The organism is Aquirufa sp. OSTEICH-129A, from assembly GCF_054558355.1.
In genome coordinates, this window is record NZ_JBPXKC010000001.1 from 835,906 (window position 1) to 854,948 (window position 19,043).

14 protein-coding genes and 1 tRNA gene are annotated in these 19,043 nt (G+C 38.6%); 6 read left to right on the forward strand and 9 right to left on the reverse strand.

The features are described from left to right. The first annotated feature begins 11 nt into the window (after window positions 1-11). Together SKC36_RS03720 and nagA are read left to right on the forward strand one after the other, a co-directional pair. A complete protein-coding gene (locus SKC36_RS03720) occupies window positions 12-776 on the forward strand; it encodes a glucosamine-6-phosphate deaminase (RefSeq protein ID WP_459464671.1) in 765 nt (254 codons plus the stop codon). Further along, on the forward strand, window positions 776-1,969 hold the full coding sequence (nagA, locus tag SKC36_RS03725; protein ID WP_459464673.1) for an N-acetylglucosamine-6-phosphate deacetylase: 1,194 nt from the start codon (window positions 776-778) through the stop codon (window positions 1,967-1,969). Before SKC36_RS03720 ends, nagA begins: the two co-directional genes overlap by 1 nt. On the opposite strand, the gene SKC36_RS03730 is transcribed toward nagA, so the two are convergent. From SKC36_RS03730 to SKC36_RS03740, 3 genes are read right to left on the reverse strand one after another with little or no spacing between them, the layout of a single operon-like run. Beyond that, window positions 1,964-2,680, reverse strand: coding sequence for a 3-keto-disaccharide hydrolase (locus SKC36_RS03730; RefSeq protein ID WP_459464675.1), 717 nt, complete (start codon window positions 2,678-2,680; stop codon window positions 1,964-1,966). The genes nagA and SKC36_RS03730 overlap by 6 nt on opposite strands. Before the next feature lie 14 nt (window positions 2,681-2,694). Next, window positions 2,695-3,723: a Gfo/Idh/MocA family protein gene (locus SKC36_RS03735; protein ID WP_459464677.1), complete on the reverse strand. Its 1,029-nt coding sequence runs from the start codon at window positions 3,721-3,723 to the stop codon at window positions 2,695-2,697. A gap of 20 nt (window positions 3,724-3,743) precedes the next feature. Continuing rightward, complete coding sequence (locus SKC36_RS03740; RefSeq protein ID WP_459464679.1) at window positions 3,744-5,048, reverse strand: sugar MFS transporter; 1,305 nt, start codon at window positions 5,046-5,048, stop codon at window positions 3,744-3,746. Between the two features lie 305 nt (window positions 5,049-5,353). On the opposite strand from SKC36_RS03740, the gene SKC36_RS03745 reads away from it, so the two are divergent. The 4 genes from SKC36_RS03745 to SKC36_RS03760 all read left to right on the forward strand — a co-directional run bounded on the left by SKC36_RS03745 (window position 5,354) and on the right by SKC36_RS03760 (window position 12,239). Beyond that, window positions 5,354-6,727: a DegT/DnrJ/EryC1/StrS family aminotransferase gene (locus tag SKC36_RS03745; protein ID WP_459464681.1), complete on the forward strand. Its 1,374-nt coding sequence runs from the start codon at window positions 5,354-5,356 to the stop codon at window positions 6,725-6,727. 11 nt (window positions 6,728-6,738) lie between these two features. Continuing rightward, entirely contained in the window at window positions 6,739-8,037 is a 1,299-nt protein-coding gene (locus SKC36_RS03750) for a hypothetical protein (RefSeq protein WP_459464683.1), read from the forward strand. Then, window positions 8,034-9,380 (forward strand): neutral/alkaline non-lysosomal ceramidase N-terminal domain-containing protein, encoded by a 1,347-nt coding sequence (locus tag SKC36_RS03755; RefSeq protein ID WP_459464685.1) that lies wholly within the window; start codon window positions 8,034-8,036, stop codon window positions 9,378-9,380. Before SKC36_RS03750 ends, SKC36_RS03755 begins: the two co-directional genes overlap by 4 nt. 291 nt (window positions 9,381-9,671) lie before the next feature. Continuing rightward, window positions 9,672-12,239: a TonB-dependent receptor gene (locus tag SKC36_RS03760; RefSeq protein ID WP_459464686.1), complete on the forward strand. Its 2,568-nt coding sequence runs from the start codon at window positions 9,672-9,674 to the stop codon at window positions 12,237-12,239. Between the two features lie 68 nt (window positions 12,240-12,307). On the opposite strand, the gene SKC36_RS03765 is transcribed toward SKC36_RS03760, so the two are convergent. The 6 genes from SKC36_RS03765 to SKC36_RS03790 form a co-directional block, all read right to left on the reverse strand. Beyond that, on the reverse strand, window positions 12,308-13,462 hold the full coding sequence (locus tag SKC36_RS03765; RefSeq protein WP_459453191.1) for a hypothetical protein: 1,155 nt from the start codon (window positions 13,460-13,462) through the stop codon (window positions 12,308-12,310). 2 nt (window positions 13,463-13,464) lie between these two features. Then, complete coding sequence (locus SKC36_RS03770; protein ID WP_459464687.1) at window positions 13,465-15,837, reverse strand: TonB-dependent receptor; 2,373 nt, start codon at window positions 15,835-15,837, stop codon at window positions 13,465-13,467. 64 nt (window positions 15,838-15,901) lie between these two features. Continuing rightward, window positions 15,902-16,279, reverse strand: coding sequence for a hypothetical protein (locus SKC36_RS03775; RefSeq protein ID WP_459453193.1), 378 nt, complete (start codon window positions 16,277-16,279; stop codon window positions 15,902-15,904). 296 nt (window positions 16,280-16,575) lie between these two features. Then, window positions 16,576-17,139 (reverse strand): outer membrane protein, encoded by a 564-nt coding sequence (locus SKC36_RS03780; RefSeq protein WP_459464689.1) that lies wholly within the window; start codon window positions 17,137-17,139, stop codon window positions 16,576-16,578. A 132-nt stretch (window positions 17,140-17,271) separates the two neighbouring features. After that, on the reverse strand, window positions 17,272-18,456 hold the full coding sequence (locus SKC36_RS03785) for an AraC family transcriptional regulator (RefSeq protein ID WP_459464691.1): 1,185 nt from the start codon (window positions 18,454-18,456) through the stop codon (window positions 17,272-17,274). Window positions 18,457-18,969: 513 nt separating this feature from the next. Continuing rightward, window positions 18,970-19,043: transfer RNA gene (locus SKC36_RS03790), tRNA-Arg, on the reverse strand.

Sequence of the window (19,043 nt, forward strand, 5' to 3'; positions counted from 1 at the left end):
AGCCTATTACATTGAAACTACACATTTTTTCTTCTCCTAAAAATTTAGGACAAGCTTCTGGCAGCTTAGCTGCAGAACATATCAAACTGGCCATACAAAGTAAAGGTCAAGCTAATATCATTTTAGCCACAGGTACAAGTCAGTTCGAAACCCTGAATCAATTAATTCAAGAAAAAGACATCGACTGGAGCAAGGTTGTCTTATTTCATTTGGATGAATACATTGGCTTATCCATCGAGCATCCAGCTAGCTTTAGAAAATACTTAACAGAACGCTTTATTCAATTAGTTCCAACTTTACAAGCTGTTAATTTAATCAATGGAGAACAGGATGCAGAAGCAGAATGCCAACGATTAAATAGCATTATTTCCCATCATCCTATTGATGTGGCTTTGGTAGGCATTGGTGAAAATGGACACTTGGCATTTAATGATCCTCCCGCAAATTTTGAAACTAAAGATCCCTATATCGTGGTTCAATTGGATGAAGCATGCCGCAAACAACAAATGGGTGAAGGGTGGTTTCCTAGTTTAGAAGATGTTCCCCAGCAAGCCATCAGCATGTCGATTCAACACATCATGGCCTCCAAGAAGATCATTTGCTCTGTTCCTGATTTCAGAAAAGCAGAGGCCGTAAAAAATTGCTTAGAGAATGAGGTAAGTCCTTGGTATCCTGCCAGTATCCTTCAAAAACATCCCGATTGTTCCATGTATTTAGACCAACATTCGGCTGAATTACTTTCTCCTTCCATTAAAAAACAAGCCTTTACTGCCTAATGAACTCAAAACTTTCCCGATATAAAATCCATGGCGGTGCAGTCATTTTAAGGAATGAAATCCTTTTGAATGGGACGGTATTGGTTGAAAATGGGGAAATTCTTGAAGTAGTAGCTGGGAATGTGGATTTTCCCGATTCCATTGAAATAAATGCAGCAGGAAAGTACATTTCGCCAGGTTTTATTGATATACATATTCATGGCGGTGGTGGCCATGATTTCATGGATGGAACGGTAGAGGCTTTTTTAGAAATTGCGAAAACGCATGCGCGCTATGGCACTACAGCGATGCTTCCAACCACTTTAACTAGCGAAAAAGAAGATTTACTTTCAACCTTAGAGGCTTACCAAAAAGCTCATAAAATCAATACAGAAGGAGCTAGTTTCATAGGCATGCATTTAGAAGGGCCCTATTTTGCTTTAAGCCAACGTGGGGCTCAAGACCCAAAATACATTCGAAATCCAGATCCAGAGGAATACCAATTCATCCTTGAAAATTACGATTGTATCAAACGCTGGTCGGCGGCACCTGAACTTCCAGGGGCTTTGGAATTTGGGGATTATGTAAATGCTAAAGGTGTTTTAGTAGCCTTAGCTCATACTGATGCCATATATGAGGAAGTCGAAAAAGCTTTCCAACATGGCTATCGATTAGCCACCCATTTTTATTCGGCTATGTCGGGTGTAACGAGAAAAAATGCATTTCGATATGCAGGAGCAGTAGAAGCAGGGTATTTAATCGATGACATGGATGTGGAGATCATTGCTGATGGAGTTCATTTGCCCTCCCCACTTTTGAAGCTCGTATACAAAATCAAGGGTGCTAATAAAACAGCTTTAATCACCGATGCCATGAGAGCAGCAGGTTTGCCTCCAGGAAATTCTATTTTGGGCCATAAGGATAAAGGTTTAGCTGTTATCGTTGAGGATGGAGTCGCTAAATTACCAGATAGAACTGCTTTTGCCGGAAGTATTGCTACCACCGATCGATTGGTTAGAACCATGTTGCAAATGACGGATGTACCCTTATTAGAAGTTATTCAAATGATTTCTGCGGTTCCAGCTAGAATCATGAACATAGAGGAGCAAAAAGGTAGTTTATCAAAAGGGAAAGATGCTGATATCCTCATTTTTGATCAGGATATCAACATCCAAATGACCATGGTGAATGGTCGAATCATCTATTCCTTATAGTTCTTTAATCTTGATATTCTTAAAAGCGACATTGTGTCCATGGTCCTGCAATAAGATATGCCCTTCCTGTATGGTTGGGTAATTGGGAAAAGTCTTGAATTTACTTTGCTGAAAACCATCTAAAAATGCTTTAGATTTTCGGTTGATGGAGACAATCAATTTACCATCTAAATAATGTTCAATCTGATCATTATTAAAAACGATACGTGATGTATGCCAAATAGAAATATCAACATCAGGCTTTTGAGCGGCCGCAATTTGGTATAGTGAACCTGTTTTTATCTCAGCAGGTAGATGTTTATCATTGTAGATAAAGTCGGCATCGTCTATTAATTGGTATTCATAGCCTGGTTGCGAGCCACCAGAAGCTTTGGGCATTTTTTCCTCGACCAAATACTTGACGCCCGAGTTACCTAGTTTACCCAATTTCCAATCGAATCGTAAATCAAAATTTCGGTATTTTTTTAAACTGACTATATCTCCTCCATCGGCTGCTTCTCCCCCATTACTTAATTCCCCCAGCAAGGCTCCATCACGAATCACCCATCCTTTTTTGGGGAAATCATTCATAAAAGCACCACGCCACCCTTGGGTAGTTTTACCGTCAAACATCAAAGAAAAACCAGAGGACTTTTCACTTTTAGTTAGTGTATTATCCCTGCAACAAGAACATAAAATACAAACAATCAATAAGCTATATAAAATTTTCATCGTTTTAAAGAGGTTTATTTTTTAGAATACATATCAGCCAAGTTAACCTTAGCCCCTTGTTGGTTTTTACTCGCATCTGCTGCCTCCATGAAAGCAAATATCTCTAAAGTTTCTTCTTTGGAAACAGGGGGAATTCCTGTTTGAAAAAACTCGATGATCTTAAGTAAAAGAGGATCATAGCCCCCGTATGGACCTAAATGAATCACAGAGTTTGAACCAAAGGCTGTCCCGCCATATTCCTGCTTCCCATTTTTCAATCCTCTAAACGTTCCAATACGTCCATCCTTCCAAACTCCCACCACCACCTCTTGATCATCATTGATGTAGCGATTGACCGATTGACAACCGGTACCCATCATAGTGAATAAGGTTTCTACTCCATGGATACCATACCAAAATAAATCAGGATGAGTCTTTTCTATTTTCATAGGACTGTAAGCATCTGCACCTACAAGCTTGCCAGCTTTTCCAGCCCTTACTTCTTGGACACTGGCAGAATACCGTAAGGAAGAAGCTGAAAAGATGGGTACTTTGTACCTTTCAGCTGCCGCAAAAATAGCTTGCGCATCTTTCAAGGAAGCGGCAATGGGTTTGTCGATAAACATTATTTTCCCAGCTTTAAATACTTCCAAGGCTTGCTCCAAGTGTAAGCGACCATCATTGGTCTCCAACATCACTACATCCACTTTGGATAGTAATTCTTGAATCGAATTCACAATTTCTACGCCATATTTCTGAACTTCAGCTGTATAGCTAGGAATTCGCTCAGTACTTGAAACAATATCTTTACTACCTCTAGGATAAGCTGCCACAATCTTATAACCTGCATATTGGCTAGCCTCGGGAGCATTTAGGGCCTTGGTAAATGCCGTGGCGTGAGATGTATCCAAACCGATGATACCAATTCGTTTACCCACTTCTGCCTTTTGTTGCAAATGAGAAACTGGTTGGCCATTCATCATGGTATTTGAAGTGATAATGGCCAGGCCTGCTAAGGAACTTTGCTGAAGAAATTGTCTTCGAGAATTTAATTTATGTTTCATAAATAGGTGATTCAGAATATTTATTTTCTGATTTTATGGCCATAGACCGAGTAAAAAACGAGGTATAAATAACATGGGAATAACACCCAATAGGCTGATCGTAAATCATAAGTATCGGCCAAATAACCATAAAATAAGGGCATAATGGCATTTCCACATAGGCCCATAATCAGAATGGAAGCCCCTAATTTGGTGAATTTACCTAATCCATCTAGGGCTAATGGCCAAATACCCGCCCATATCAAAGAATTGGAAAGACCCAATAAAATCACAAAGCAAATGGAAATGTCTACCTGGTGACCTAGAAATTGGACTGTTCCATGACCAAAAATGATGCCAAAGGTAAATAAAGTTCCCAATAGCGTACAGATTCGGAAAGCATTCACTTGAGAAAGGCATTTGGGGATAAAAATGATTCCCAAAATATAACCAGCTATGGTCGCTAATAAGGTATAAGAAGGAAATACCTTCGCCTCTAACAAGGCAATGTTCATGGATCCTGCATAGCCTATGATGGTATCAATAGCAATTACTTGGGTGCCAACATGTAAAAAGATGGCGATAGCCCCTAAGATCAAATGCGGAAATTGAAAAATGCTGGTTTTACCGGCATTGGAGATGGCTTGCTCCTCCGACTCTGAGTCGGTATCAATCTCGGGTAAGGGAGAATAACGAACGACTAAACCTAATAAGAACAAAACTGTACCCACAATGGCATAGGGAATGGTAACCCGGCCGACTAATTCATCCAAAGCGGCATTACGGGCTTCGCCTGTCATAGATGCCAAATTTTTAAACAAATCACTATCGGTAGCCTTTAAGATAACTGCGGCGAAAACCAAAGGGGCCAAAACCCCAGCTCCTTTATTGAAAATCCCCATGATGGAGATGCGTTGCGCTGCACTTTCTTGTGGGCCTAATACGGTGATATAAGGATTAGCAGCTGTTTGTAAGATGGCTAATCCAGCACCTAATGTAAACAGCCCTAATAAAAATATAGGATAAGTGCGTGTTAAGGATGCAGGTAAAAAGATGAATGCCCCTAAAGACATAAGCCAAAAGCCCAACATCATTCCCCGTTTAAATCCAACCTTTTTTAACAAAAAAGAGGCTGGAACTGACATAACAAAGTAAGATATGTAGAAAGCAAAAGTGACAAAATAGGCCTGAAAATTACTCAGCTCACAACCAATCTTAAAATAAGGAATCAAGATGGCATTTACCCAGGAGACAAAACCAAAGATAAAAAACATGAATCCAATGATCAGGATAGAGACTTGAGTGTCTCTCCTACTCAAAGCAGAAACGGAAACCGCTTTATTCATAATTAAGGAAGATGAAGATTATAAACTGTCTATGACAAAAGAAATATAATCGTTGATTTAAATAGGTTTTAGGTAGCCAATTTAAGTGAAATACAATGAAAAACAAACCTGAACAATGGGCATGAATGGCTACACGGATTTTAATATTAGCATTTTTACCTCACAATAAGCTATATGATGCGTTGAAGCCATCTAAGCCAAAAAAAGTAATCTATCCTACCCTGATTCAAACAAGCCTTTTTTCATGAATCGTATAAAATTTATGAATATTCATTTATCTTGCTATCAACAACCTATTTAATGATATGAAATCCTCTAAAAGACGTCAGTTTCTGATGCAATCAGGTATTTTGAGTGCCGCTGCTGTGATTCCATCTTGGCAAAAAAAAGGCTTCCCCCCTCGTTCTTCCAACACACAGATTCCCGCCATTTTAGGAGGTAAATCAAATACATTACTTAGCAATTGGATTAATTGGCCCATTTGGGATGCAGAAAAGGACGAAAAATTATTGCTAGAAGTTATGAGAAGTGGGGTTTGGTCCAGAGCCCAAATGGTGAAACAATTTGAAAAAGCTTGGGCTGATACCATTGGTACTAGCAGGTGTTTAACCGTAGTCAATGGCACTCAATCCCTCATTGTGGCCATCAATCAAGCTAAGCTAGGACCAGGTGATGAAATATTAGTTACCCCCTACACCTTTGTTGCAAGTATTCAAGCTATTTTGGCCAATGGTTGCATTCCGGTCTTTGTGGATGTGGACCCTGAAACATTTCAAATGGACAGCCACAAGATTGAGGCGAAAATCAACCGCCGCACCAAAGCTATATTGCCCGTCCATATTTTAGGATTACCGTGCGATATGTTGCATATCATGGAAATAGCTAAAAAACACCAACTTTTGGTGATTGAAGATGCTTGTCAAGCACCCTTGGCCGAAATCAATCATCAAAAAGTAGGCAGCTTTGGATTAGCGGGTTGTTTCAGCTTTCAAAATTCAAAAAATATTGCCATTGGTGAAGGAGGAGCTATCGTTAGCAATGACGAAGCCTACATGGATCGCTGCTATTCCTACCATAACTTAGGTTTTCCTTATGGGGTGGCCACTGGTTCCGTTAGTGCTGGAAGTGTCATGCAAGGTAGTAAAGTACGATTTACGGAATACCAAGCTGCCATTGGTTTAGCCCAATTAACTCGTTTAGAAGCGCAAACCCAAACCCGAAATGAACGCGCTAGCTATTTGTCTTCCATGTTGAAAACCATCCCTGGTATTCAAACCTATCGACTTTACCCCTCTGTCACGAGAGCGGCTTTTCATTTATTCCCTTTTCGATATAATCCAGAAGAATTTAAGGGATTAAGTCGCGCTCATTTTTTACAAGCTTTACAAGCCGAAGGAGTTCCTTGTTCGGGTGGTTATACGGCATTAAATACCCAAGCTTTTATCAAAGAGACTTTTGAATCTAAACATTTCAAAAAGCTATATTCCAAAAGTGAATTAACGTATTCGAGCTATATGGAACAAAATCAATGTCCTTTGAATGATCAATTGTGCCAAGAGGCAGTCTGGTTTACCCAAAATCTTTTATTAGGTTCTAAGGAAGACATGGAACTCATTTTCCATAGTATTCAAAAAATACACCGTGAAGCTGAAGCCATTAAAAAGAAATTGCAGCCTTAATTTAAACCTACATGCCAATTCCATCTCATTCATTGCAAGCTAAAGCATTTAATTCGGGTTTTTCATTAGCTCATGATAGTTATAATGCCATTTCATTAGCATCCAATGGTCGAATTTATTACGTTCTTTCCTCTGATCAATTGGAGGCCGCTGGACAAATGTTTGAATTCGATCCAAAAACGAATCAAATCACCCATTTGGCCGACTTAAATACCATTTGTGATGAAGGACATTTTCCACATATCCCACAAGGTAAAAGTCATGTGAGTTTCTATGAATATGACAAGAAACTCTATTTTGCCACTCATGTGGGTTATTATCAATTGATTGATGGCATGGATCGATTGCCCATTGAAGCCCCTAATAATTATGCTTTATACCCTGGTGGCCATTTGCTCAGCTATGATCTTGGCTCTGGTAAATTTGAAGATCTAGCTATTCTTCCAGATGGCGAAGGCTGTGTTTCCATGACCATGGATACAATAAGAGGGATGCTCTTTGGTATCACTTGGCCCACAGGGAAAATTTTTCAATTTGATGTAAAACATCGTCAATTACATCTTTATCCTTCTGTAGCAGGACTAGGTGAAGCTGGAACACCAGGCGATGATTTTAGATCTCTGTGCCGTTCATTATTTGTGCATCCTTCAAGCGGAATAGCCTATTTTTCCACGGCCGAAGGTGATATATATCAAATTAAGCCCGAATCAAAGCAGCTAATTGTAATAGAACAGGCTCATTTACGATTAGATTATTTTGGTCAATACAATCCTACCTATCCGGGAAGTATGAGCTATAATTGGCGACAAATTTGTTGGTATGAACCCGAACAAGTGGCCTATGGCGTGCATGGAAATTCGGGATATTTATTCCGATTTGATCCTATAAAACAACAAATAGAAGTACTAGATCGAATCACTTCTTTAGCTTCCAAAAGATCAGGAATGTTCGATCAGTTTAGTTATGGATATTTAGGATTCCAATTGGGTCCCGATCAAGAAACCTTGTATTATTTAACAGGAGGCCCCATTTACCAAGATGGCAAACGATTAGAAGGTGAAAAAACGATTGCCAAAGGGGCGGCCAAAGGTTTGGAATATTTGCATCTGGTCAGCTACCACATTCCCACTCAAGATTATCAAGATCATGGTCCCATTTTTTATGAAGATGGAAATTGGCCTCAATATGTCAATTCCATTGCCATCGATTTTGAGGGCAAGATTTATGCCCTAGCAAGAATTTCAGAAAATGGCCAAATTCGCTGTGATCTCATTCAAATAAATGCTCCCCAAATCGGACAAAAACTATGAAAAATACCTTGAAATTATCCTTTCTGATTTTCATGCTACTTATGGAAATGAAGACCATGGGGCAAGATATGTTCGTTGGTTTGGCAAAAAAAAGCATCACGCCAAGTTCTCCTATTTGGCTTACCGGTTATGCCAGCAGAACCACCCCTGCTACGGGTATTGTCCATGATCTTTGGGCTAAAGCTATCTATTTAGAAAGTTCCCCCAAGGAAAAAGCCATCATCATCAGCACGGATTTATTGGGACTCAGTCGAGAGGTACATCAAGGTATCGTTCAGCAATTGGAAGAAAAATATGGTCTAAGTCAAAAACAAATCATCATCAATTCATCTCATACTCATTCTGGACCAATGATTTGGCCGGCATTAAGTGGTATAGCTGATTATCATTTGGAAGAGCAAAAAAGCGTATCCAACTATACCTTAGGTTTAATTGATAAGCTGGTGGATTTAGCCGAAGAATCCATCGCGAAGAAAGAAAAAATGAAATTATCCATGGGGCATGGTCAGGCAGATTTTGCGATAAACCGTCGACAACTTGCCGCCTCTAAACTAGGACAGGACTTGCCTGGCCCGGTTGACCATGATGTACCTGTGATTCAAGTAAGCGATTTAAAAGGGCAAATTAAAGCCGTTCTGGTGGCTTATGCTTGCCATAACACCACGGTACAAGGCGACAATTATTTAGTCAATGGAGATTATGCAGGATTTGCTCAAATTGAAATAGAAAAAAAATATCCTGGAGCCTTGGCCATGTTCATACTAGGTTGTGCTGGTGATCAAAATCCTGAGCCAAGAGGGACTATCACCTTGGCAGAGAAGCACGGTAAAAAATTAGCCGAGACGGTTCAAAACGTCCTACAAAAACCCTTAAAACCCCTAGGAAATTCTCTACGCTATGATACGCAACTAGTAAGCCTAGATTTTCAAAAGGTGAACATCAGCGTTTACCAAAAGGAACTTGTAGGGGACGATATATTTAAACAAAGAAGGGCTAAATTAATGCTGGAGGCGATAAATAAGGGCTGGAACATTCAACAATATCAATATCCCATACAGGCCCTCCGAATTGGAAAAGAATTTACTTTGGTGGCATTGGCAGGAGAAGTTGTAGTGGATTATTCCTTGAGAATCAAAAAAGAATTCGCTCAGCACGATATTTTTGTGGCAGGTTATAGCCATGAAGTAATGTGCTACATACCCTCAAAGAGAGTTCTACAAGAGGGTGGCTATGAATCAGAATCCAGTATGATATATTATGGGTGGCCCGGTCCTTTTACCGATACGGTGGAAGAAAAAATTATGGGCGGAGTTTATCAATTGATGAAAAACATAGGACTTTAATCATCCCCCCAGTTTCAATATTGGCTTATTGCCTATTCCATTTCTACTTATTTAGTTCAAAAAGTCTTGTCAAAAATTTCACTTTATTTAGTTGGAATTTGAAATATTAAAGAACTTTTACAAATACTATACTAAAAAGGTATACTAAATAGGATAATGTATTTACTTTGCATGCATAATTGAAAACAATAGCCCCTCAGACATACATCTGAGATTTTTTTAAACCAATTAGTATACTTAATACATAGATTTAATTACATAACTAACATCTTAACCCATAACGACCATCTCATGAAACAAATTTCCGCCTTATTTTTACTAATAGCAGCCATTCTTTTGCCGAGCCTCACTTCCGCCCAAGATAAACCAACCATTAATGCCAAAGTTTCTGGCAAGGTCATTGATGCTAAAACAAATGAATTTATCATCGGAGCTTCTGTTGTTATTAAAGGTACAACCAACGGGTCTTCGACAGATGCCAATGGAGAATTCACCCTTATAACTGGCCAAAAACTACCATTTACGTTGATTGTTTCTTATGTAGGCTATCAAAAGAAGGAGGTCATCATCAACAGCAACAAAGTGGAAATTTCCATTGAAGAAAGCACGAATGAATTAGGGGATGTCGTGGTAACTTCAAGAAGACGTCAAGAATCCATTCAAGAAATTCCCATTCCCATCTCAGTCATCCGCGGGGCTGTTGCCGAGGATGCAGGTGCATTTAATCCAAATCGATTAAAAGAATTGATTCCTTCAGTCCAGTTATATTCATCCAATGGACGAAATACAACCTTAAATATTCGTGGACTCGGTTCTTCCTTTGGCCTAACCAATGATGGTATTGACCCAGGTGTTGGATTTTATGTAGACGGAGTTTACTATGCTCGTCCAGCAGCTACGGTCATTGACTTTGTGGATGTGGATCGGATTGAAGTATTGCGTGGACCACAAGGAACTTTATTTGGCAAAAACACTACAGCAGGAGCTTTTAACATCACGACTAGAACTCCAAGTTTTACCCCAGGTGCTAGTTTTGAGGCTAGCTACGGTAACTTAAATTATATCCAAGTTAAAACATCCGTTACTGGCCCAATAAGTAAAAAATTGGCTGCTCGCGTTTCCTTTTCAGGAACACAAAGAGATGGTACTATTTTCAATTTGACCACCTTGAAACCGACCAATACCCTTAATAATGTAGGATTCAGAGCCCAATTATTATACACTCCCTCAGAAAATGTAAACATCACATTTGCTGGTGATAATGCCCGCCAAAGACCCGATGGCAATGCAACCTTGGTAGCTGGGGTAGTTCCAACCAAACGTGCTGCATACCGCCAATTCAACTCCATCATTTCAGATTTAGGCTATAAATTACCAAGCAATAATCCTTTTGATCGAATAACAGATGCCGATTCCCCTTGGAGGGTAAACAATGATTTTGGTGGTGCTTCCATTAACGTTGATGCTAAAATCGGGAAAGGTACCCTAACCTCAACTTCGGCTTGGCGCTATTGGATTTGGGATCCATCCAACGACCGGGATTTCATAGGCCTACCCGTGTTAACTAAATCACAAGGAAATTCAAGACACGACCAATGGACTCAAGAAATTCGCTATGCGGGCCAGTTTTCTGAAAGACTAAGTGGTGTTTTTGGTGTATTCTTAATTGATCAAATCTTAACCTCTGATCCGGTTCAAACGGAAGAATCTGGTTCTGCTCAGTGGCGATTCGCTCAAAGCTCCACTTCCCCACTTTGGAAAACACCTGGTTTATTTGATGGTTTTGGTACTAAAACTACCTCCAGACTACATACATTAGGTGCAGCAGTATTTAGTCAAATTGATTGGAAGATTACTGACAAATTGCACGTCTTACCCGGTATTCGTTTTAACTACGATAAAAAAGATGTGGATTACAAAAGAGAGACTTATGGTGGCTTACAGACAAGCGACCCAGCTTTAGTCGCCTTGAAAAATGGTTTATATACCAACCAAGCTTTTAATTTCAGTGTGAATGAAAATAATTTTTCAGGACAAGTTACTTTGGCATACAAACCTAGTAAATCCTTGAACTTATTTGGAACAATTTCCAATAGCTACAAGCCCGTGGGAGTAAACTTAGGTGGACTACCGACTGCCAACGGAGCTGTGCTAATAGATTTAGCTAGAGTCAACCCAGAATATGTAACTCACTATGAATTAGGCCTAAAAACTAAGCCAAGTGCTCAATCCAATTTAAATATTACGATATTTAATACTGACATTAAGGATTATCAAACCCAAGTTCAAACCGCGGAAGTTGGGGTAAACAGAGGTTATTTGGCCAATGCGGAAAAAGTTCGGGTGAAAGGTATAGAGATTGATGGTAGCATTCGTTTAAATAATCATTTATCCTTTACAGGTGCACTATCTTATACAGATGGTATATACGTATCATTCAAAAATGCACCTGTACCTTTAGAAGAAACCGGTGGTACATCTGCTTTCAAAGAAGTATCTGGAGGGACATTACCAGGTATCTCCAAATGGGCAGGTTCATTGAGCGGAGAATACATACAATCTGGAAAGTTCTTATCGCTAAAAGGTAATTATTTCATAGGATTAGATACCTATGCTCGCTCCACCTTTTCTTCAAGTGCCTCACCTTCTCAATACCTAAACATTGCAGGATATAACATTGTCAATGGAAGAATAGGATTCCGTGCTTCCAATGGTTTCTCAGTTTTACTGTGGGGTAGAAACATTCTTGATCGAGATTATTTTGAGCAATTATTACCAGCGGCAGGAAGTGCAGGTCATTATGCTGCCGTTTTAGGTGACCCAGCTACCTATGGCGTAACGCTTCGCTTTACTTATTAAACTTTTCATCAACAAAAATCAAACAAAGCCCCAGTGTTTACTGGGGCTTTTATTTTGCAAAAATCCTATTATTTAAATTCCTTCACAACAATCACCCGCTCCTCTCCTTGCCATGATTCATAGGCCAACATCCAAGATTCACCATTCCATTGTATAGTGGGATAGGAACAATCAGCCAATGGATTTGAAACCCACTGGTGCCGTAATTTTCCTTGCTTATTTTTGACATACATTCCTATTTGCTTAAAATATCGCTCACCTTCCTGTTTTATCTGTGCGTATACCAAAGCCACTTCTCCATGTGGATTGCTAGCCAATTGTGCTTGTCGATATTTATCTCCTTTCAAATGCAGAATCAATTCCTTTTTATATTGATAAGCCCACTTTATTCCCGATCCAGTACTTGCTCCGGTATACCATGTAGCTTCTAGGCCATGTGGACCTCGAACTAAACTTGGGCCTGCATGTGGACAGGCATTCACTTGCCAATGATCTGCCATCCAAGTTACCGGGGTAGAAAATGACTGACCAAAATCAGAAGAATGAATATAGGCCATGTCCCTTTCGCCTTGATCATTTAAATCGCGATAAATAAGATCAATATTCCCTTTGGCATCTGCTAGGGCATCAATCCGACAACATTCACAGGTTTGTTTATCCAAAACTCGCATTTCCCCAAAACCCTTGGCTGCTGAAGTCTCAGCATAGACCAAGGTTCTTCCTTTAGGTCCAAGTTTTACATCTAGCCATAGTGCTCCCACTTGGCCATTGGCTAATGGAAATATTTTTCCAAAAGAATGACTCAATCCAGCCGAAGTATCACGATGTATGGTTTGTGCTTTTGTCCACTTACCTTGATACTCCATGGCATAATACAAATCTCCGCTAAAACGTGTTTTCTCACTGGGCTTGTTTACTTCAAATAATAATACGCAAGTTCCATCCGACTTGTAGGACAGTTTGGGCATCCCTTCCGCATGCGTAGATGCTTGAGGGTGAATGGGAATGGATTCACTAGCCCACCAAGTTTTACGGGATTTATCCCATACTTTTCGAAAAAACAAGGTGCTATCTCCCTGCTTCTCAACCCAGGAGAGCACTAAATTTCCATTTTGTTGGCTAGTAAAAGAAGGATCCATTGCCATACGTTTAGGATCTGAGATTTGTTGACCTATACCCACAAATGCCAACAAAATAAAGCTCAAAAGAAAAGAATATTTCATAATTATTTCGATTTAAACAATTGAAAAACATCTACTTGCAAACCAAGATTGATGGTCCTAGGGGCAGCAGGTGTATAGGTACTTTTATCGGAATAATTATTGCCTCGACTAGCAGAATTAGCATATAATTCATTGCTTAGGTTCATAACATTCATGAATACCTGATAGGCATGCCATTGATACCCCAAGCGAAGATTTAATACAGAAACACCCAATAATCCTCCAAAACCAGCATCCGAATAAGAAACCGTGTTCACTTGATTTTGATACCATGAACTAATTCTTTGCCATTCTAAAGCTAACCTTGCTCCTTTTAACCAATTGGGTTTATAGCTAATCTCCGCATTGGCAATAAAATGTGGTGCTTGCGACATTTCTTTATTATTGACATTTTTTAAGGCATCACCGGTTTTCTGACTTAGGACAAAATCCACAAAAATATGTCGGGCATTCGTGCCACCAAATCGGAAATTCCATTGAGAATCTGGCCGATAGGAAATCGCATATTCAATCCCTTCATGCAAGGTTTTTCCTGCACTTTGATAATCAGTCGAATTATCAGGTTGGCGAATACCTAATAATTCATTTTGGCCGTTCAGGCGATAAATGGAATAGTCTAAAAACAACTTAGATTGAAATAAAGAAGCCCAGCCTCCTACTTCATAATTATCAAAAACTGCAGGTTCTATACTTAAATAAAATTTTTCCCCAGTAGCAATAGCTTGTGTAGCTGGGCGGGCCCTAAATACAGCTGATAAGGCTGGAGGTGAGAAACCTTTGGAATAATTGGCATAAAATCCCACTTGTTGATTAGCCTCATAGGTCATACCTATTTTTGGAGAAAACTGCGTGTAGGATTTGGTCCCTATACTTTGGTCGATATAATTGGTATAATCAAAGGACATATCATCCAATCGGCCACCGAGGGAAATTCGTAATGCTTCTAGGGGATGAATATCCCATTGAGCATATACGGCTTTATTCCAAATAACTGCCTGGTAATTAGACAAATATGAGTTAGGCAAAATTGAGGCTATTTCATATTTTTCTACCGACTTTTTATCTGGACGAAGTGTTGCCTTTAAATTAATTCGATAAGCCCAATAGCTGTTTGGAGAGCGATCCAGAAGAAAGCCTAAAATCAATTTAGAATTCAACCAAGAAAATGGTCGACTATGCTGTCCCATAATTCCTAAACTGGTAAAATCATTGGAATTAATTTGTCCAGATGCCGAAGTGGAAGGGCCTGTCCAAGAAATACTGTAAGCTGGGTTTTGGCCTAATGAATTTTCCCGATAAAATGCAGTCAAACTTGACAATGAATTATTGGCACCTTTGTGCTCCAATGTTATTCGAGAGCGTGAGGAGAAAGAACTTCTGTATGTAAAATTAGCCGGACTTTGGTAAGTCCTGGAATAAAATCCAACACTATCAATATTCCCTCCAGTTTGGGAGAAATAATCATTGTAGGCAAATGAAGACCAAACTTTGGTCTTGGGAGAAATTTGAAAGTCTAAACGAACATTGATCGAGGACTTATCAAAATCGGAATTGGAAGCCCACGCATTTTTTTGTCGGGCTATATAGCCACCTGTCATCAAAGCCCATTTTTTACTCAAAGGCCCCCCCGCTGTGAATTGAGTTCGAGCATAACCCCACTCATCCGCTTGAAAACCAATGGATGCGGTAGGAATTCCAGGGGCCATTTTGCTAATCAAGTTGATTGCTCCTCCAACAGCTTCAGGTCCATACAAAGAAGAGGCGGGACCTTTAATCACTTCTACCGAATTTAGACCTTGTAAATTAGTTTCTATCAGCGCATTGTGATTAAAAACTCCCAATGGACGTAAAGGAAGTCCATCTTCCATGTATAAAAAATAGGGTGAGGTCCCAAATGGCTGACGAATACCCATGGCATGCTGTTCGTTATTATAATTTAACATGATGACCCCAGGAACTTTATTGATGATTTCCGTCAACTGAATGGCTTTGGTATCTTGCAGTAAAGTAGCGCTTATCTTATGGATGGCCACGGGTGTTTCCGTTCTTACAGCGGCTTGCCTAGAGGCTGTCACGACCACCGTAGCTAAATCCAAGGATGCTTCTTGCAATTGTATGACGGGATTGAATTCCTTTCCTTTTAATCGGACAGCTTGAAAACCTAATGAGGAAATAATATATTCTTCATTGGCTAAAATGGCTTTTACCACAAACTCGCCCCTCTCGTTACTTAGGGCAATTATTTTGTTAGAATGTGTCAATGAAGCACCAATGATGGGTTCCTGGGTACTTGCATGGAGAATTTTATAGGTATATACTTGCGCATTACTTGCTAAAGAGAGCAAGCAAAATAGCGCGATAATCATCGCTTTCATTTTAAACTAATTTACATGAGAAAATACGCTTGACGGTTTTCATCAAGCCTAATGGTTCCAGAAATTAGCTATACTTAGGGGGGTGAAATGGTAAATGAATGGAGGACTGAGCAAGCATTTGGTCTTGCACAAAATGATCTTCTGAAAAATCAATCAAGGAAGGATGAAAAGCTAGCATGGGTACTTGTTCACAAGCTAGTTGAATTTCAGGCATTTTTTCCAAACGCTCTGAATTCGTTTTTTGCTCTTTATCTTCGGCAGCCTTTAATTTTTTAGCCAAATAACATTGACCGTTGCAATTCAACTTAGGCTTATCCCGATTTTCACAAAGATTTTTAGCAATATAATTTCGATTTACTTGATAATATGCCACAGATGCCCATTGACTCATCAGAGGCAATTGAAGGGCAATCAATAAAAGTATGGCAAGAAATCGATTCATGGTGAAAGACAAAATTACAATTTGGCAAATAACTTAGCCCCCATATGCAATTATTTTTTTAATACTTGACTATAGAAAATACCCAAAGCTACAGAAAAAATGGGTTTAACTATTACACCCAAAATTTAAAAACCAATTACAATCTGATTTAAAATTAAGAAAATATCCTTCGCGAGATGTAAATGAATTGATTGAAAAATTTACAGGGAGCAAGTAATCATATTGCCTTTTAAACACCCATTTGAGGGGTCGCAAATCTAAAAAAAATCATTAAACTCAAACGTATAACTAATAAATTAAAATATACCCCCAAAGGAATAATTTATACCAAAATTTAAGGAAATACCATCCAAATTGGGGCCCTTGGGAGTCGAATTGAATAAGGTCATTCTAGCCGCTTCAGCATTTAAAGAAATCCGATCCGTCACTTTTAGCTCCATCCCAATGCCTGCACTATAGCCGTAAAGATTAAATAAATCGCTGGGATCTTTCATTTTGCAAGCGATGTGTTTGATTTCACTTTGTGCATATCCAAAACCTATGAAAATATAGGGATTGATTGGAAAATCTCTTTCTTGAAGAAATGTATGTAAATAACGTACACCTAAAACAGAAGTTCGCTTATTGGGATCATTTTCAATAGGTCCAGCAAAGGCTTCTAATTGTGCAGCATCCGCTACCTTCATTCGAAAGGTGATACCTTGGCATAAGGTGGTGTACTTGTAACCAATGGCATGCTTATACAATTGATTGGTTTCTTGCGCTAGACTAAAATAAGAAATACAGCAGGCAAAGAGCCAGATAAAACATTTACTAGTGGTTTGTCTTTTTTTTGTGGTTGGTAAACTTACAGGCAACATTTTAGGTCAAATAATAAGACCTCTTAGGTCTTTAGTGGATAATTTTTTTCATTTTATCAGATTTAAATTAGTAATAATAGAAACAACAGTATGGCACTCTAAATATCTAAAAAGGCTCTAAAAAGCCCGAAACTATCTTTTTTTAATTTTAGTTACATAATCATACACATTAATACCCTCCTCTTCAACAAAGGCGCGGTTTAGGCTTTGAACAGAACTGTAGCCCGACTGCTGGGCCACTAAATCCAAGTCCATCTCTTTATCGTTCTTTAATAAGCTTTTGGCATATTCAATACGCAGTTGGCTACGCAATGAAGTGAACTTAGATTTGATGATGTAATTAAAGCAATAATAAATGTGGTGTTTGGGAAGGTCTAGTTTAGAAGCCAACATATCCACATTAAATTCTGGGTCCAAATACCATTTCTCATCATGGATGCTATCTAATATGCGAATCGCATCCTCTTTAAGCGGATCGTCAGATTTATTGACATATTTGTATATTTCTGCGGCATTCAAAAAATGATCAAATGATTTCCTTTTCTTTTTGACAATCGGAATTCCATATAATACCTGAGGAAAAATGACAATAAGTAAAGGAATCATCAGGAAGGCAATCATGACAATTAAAGTCAGCGGTGAATGCATGACTGTTTGCTTTGGAACATTAGGCGTATTCATAAAGACTAATGCTCCCGCCAGGTAACTCAATGCAGCGAAGGTAACTACCGTCAAAAGTAGGATTAACCACTTTTTCATTAATATACGATGGCTATCCGGCAACGCATTTCGGTATAACTCATTGCTATGCTCACGGTACATTTTGATGATAATAATGATATAAACCAACATAACAATGGGTCTTCCAATCATATTGAAATTACTTGGATATAACCAACCCAGATTTAAATTTTTCAGATAATTGGGATCAGCTAATATAGCATTTGCCAATTCTAATGCTTCACTCCATGGGCGTAAAAAACTGGGAAATACGTTAATCAGGGCAATGAAAAAGGGTAAATAATGTAGGTAATCTATTGGATAAATTTTGGAATTATCTAACAAGGTACTACGGAAGTAGAAATATAAAAATGGACCTACTAAATAATAGGTAGGAATACTATACACCCCCATGAAAATCAACATGGTAGGGGAATTGCTAGCAAAAATACTATAATGTAGTAATCCAAAAAGTGCAATCACAACCAATACGCCAGACAAATAAATCGTATTTCGGTTGACCCTAAAATTAAAGACAGCCAATACCAGTGAAACCACTAGTTTGAAAAGGACCAAGAAGATCAACATGCCATCCATAAAATGCAAAATTGTTATAATTTTATTTTATTGTTTAATCATCATGTGAAGCAATGGGGCATAAATGCTTCATCATGATGAAAAATCATTCCAAATTAAATCAAAAAAATTAAGCTAGAACAACAGGTGAATTTGCAATTCTTTTATAAAATGTCGGATCCAAATACTGGAAAGACATATTAAACGCTAATAAAGAACACGGAGTATAAACCCCTTTTCAAATTACCAAAGCAATAATTGTCAAATTTAGGTGACAATCTTTGTTTAGACTAATTTTAGTTACTGATTTTTGTCATCAAAAATACATTTTGACTTATTTTTTACAGAAGGATAATAGGTTTAAGCTAGTCATTACCAAATTTATAAAGGCGAATTATCTAAAAATCAAAATTTAATAATGGATGTAAACCCAAAACCCAAGATTCAAGAAAATAACAATACGCTATGTTAATTTTTACCTATAAATAAAAAAAGCCTGTAAATACGTTTACAGGCTTTTGATTCATCTAAGTGTGGTCGCGTAGGGATTCGAACCCCAAACCTTCTCATCCGTAGTGAGATGCTCTATCCAATTGAGCTACGCAACC

Excerpts from the sequence above, each read along its gene's own strand:
- SKC36_RS03775 (WP_459453193.1), bottom strand. The coding sequence starts at position 16,279 with ATGAATCGATTTCTTGCCATACTTTTATTGATTGCCCTTCAATTGCCT.
- SKC36_RS03765 (WP_459453191.1), bottom strand. The coding sequence starts at position 13,462 with ATGAAATATTCTTTTCTTTTGAGCTTTATTTTGTTGGCATTTGTGGGT.
- SKC36_RS03755 (WP_459464685.1), top strand. The coding sequence starts at position 8,034 with ATGAAAAATACCTTGAAATTATCCTTTCTGATTTTCATGCTACTTATG.
- SKC36_RS03730 (WP_459464675.1), bottom strand. The coding sequence starts at position 2,680 with ATGAAAATTTTATATAGCTTATTGATTGTTTGTATTTTATGTTCTTGT.
- SKC36_RS03745 (WP_459464681.1), top strand. The coding sequence starts at position 5,354 with ATGAAATCCTCTAAAAGACGTCAGTTTCTGATGCAATCAGGTATTTTG.
- SKC36_RS03785 (WP_459464691.1), bottom strand. The coding sequence starts at position 18,456 with ATGGATGGCATGTTGATCTTCTTGGTCCTTTTCAAACTAGTGGTTTCA.
- SKC36_RS03760 (WP_459464686.1), top strand. The coding sequence starts at position 9,672 with ATGAAACAAATTTCCGCCTTATTTTTACTAATAGCAGCCATTCTTTTG.
- SKC36_RS03740 (WP_459464679.1), bottom strand. The coding sequence starts at position 5,048 with ATGAATAAAGCGGTTTCCGTTTCTGCTTTGAGTAGGAGAGACACTCAA.
- SKC36_RS03750 (WP_459464683.1), top strand. The coding sequence starts at position 6,739 with ATGCCAATTCCATCTCATTCATTGCAAGCTAAAGCATTTAATTCGGGT.
- SKC36_RS03780 (WP_459464689.1), bottom strand. The coding sequence starts at position 17,139 with ATGTTGCCTGTAAGTTTACCAACCACAAAAAAAAGACAAACCACTAGT.
- SKC36_RS03770 (WP_459464687.1), bottom strand. The coding sequence starts at position 15,837 with ATGAAAGCGATGATTATCGCGCTATTTTGCTTGCTCTCTTTAGCAAGT.
- nagA (WP_459464673.1), top strand. The coding sequence starts at position 776 with ATGAACTCAAAACTTTCCCGATATAAAATCCATGGCGGTGCAGTCATT.
- SKC36_RS03735 (WP_459464677.1), bottom strand. The coding sequence starts at position 3,723 with ATGAAACATAAATTAAATTCTCGAAGACAATTTCTTCAGCAAAGTTCC.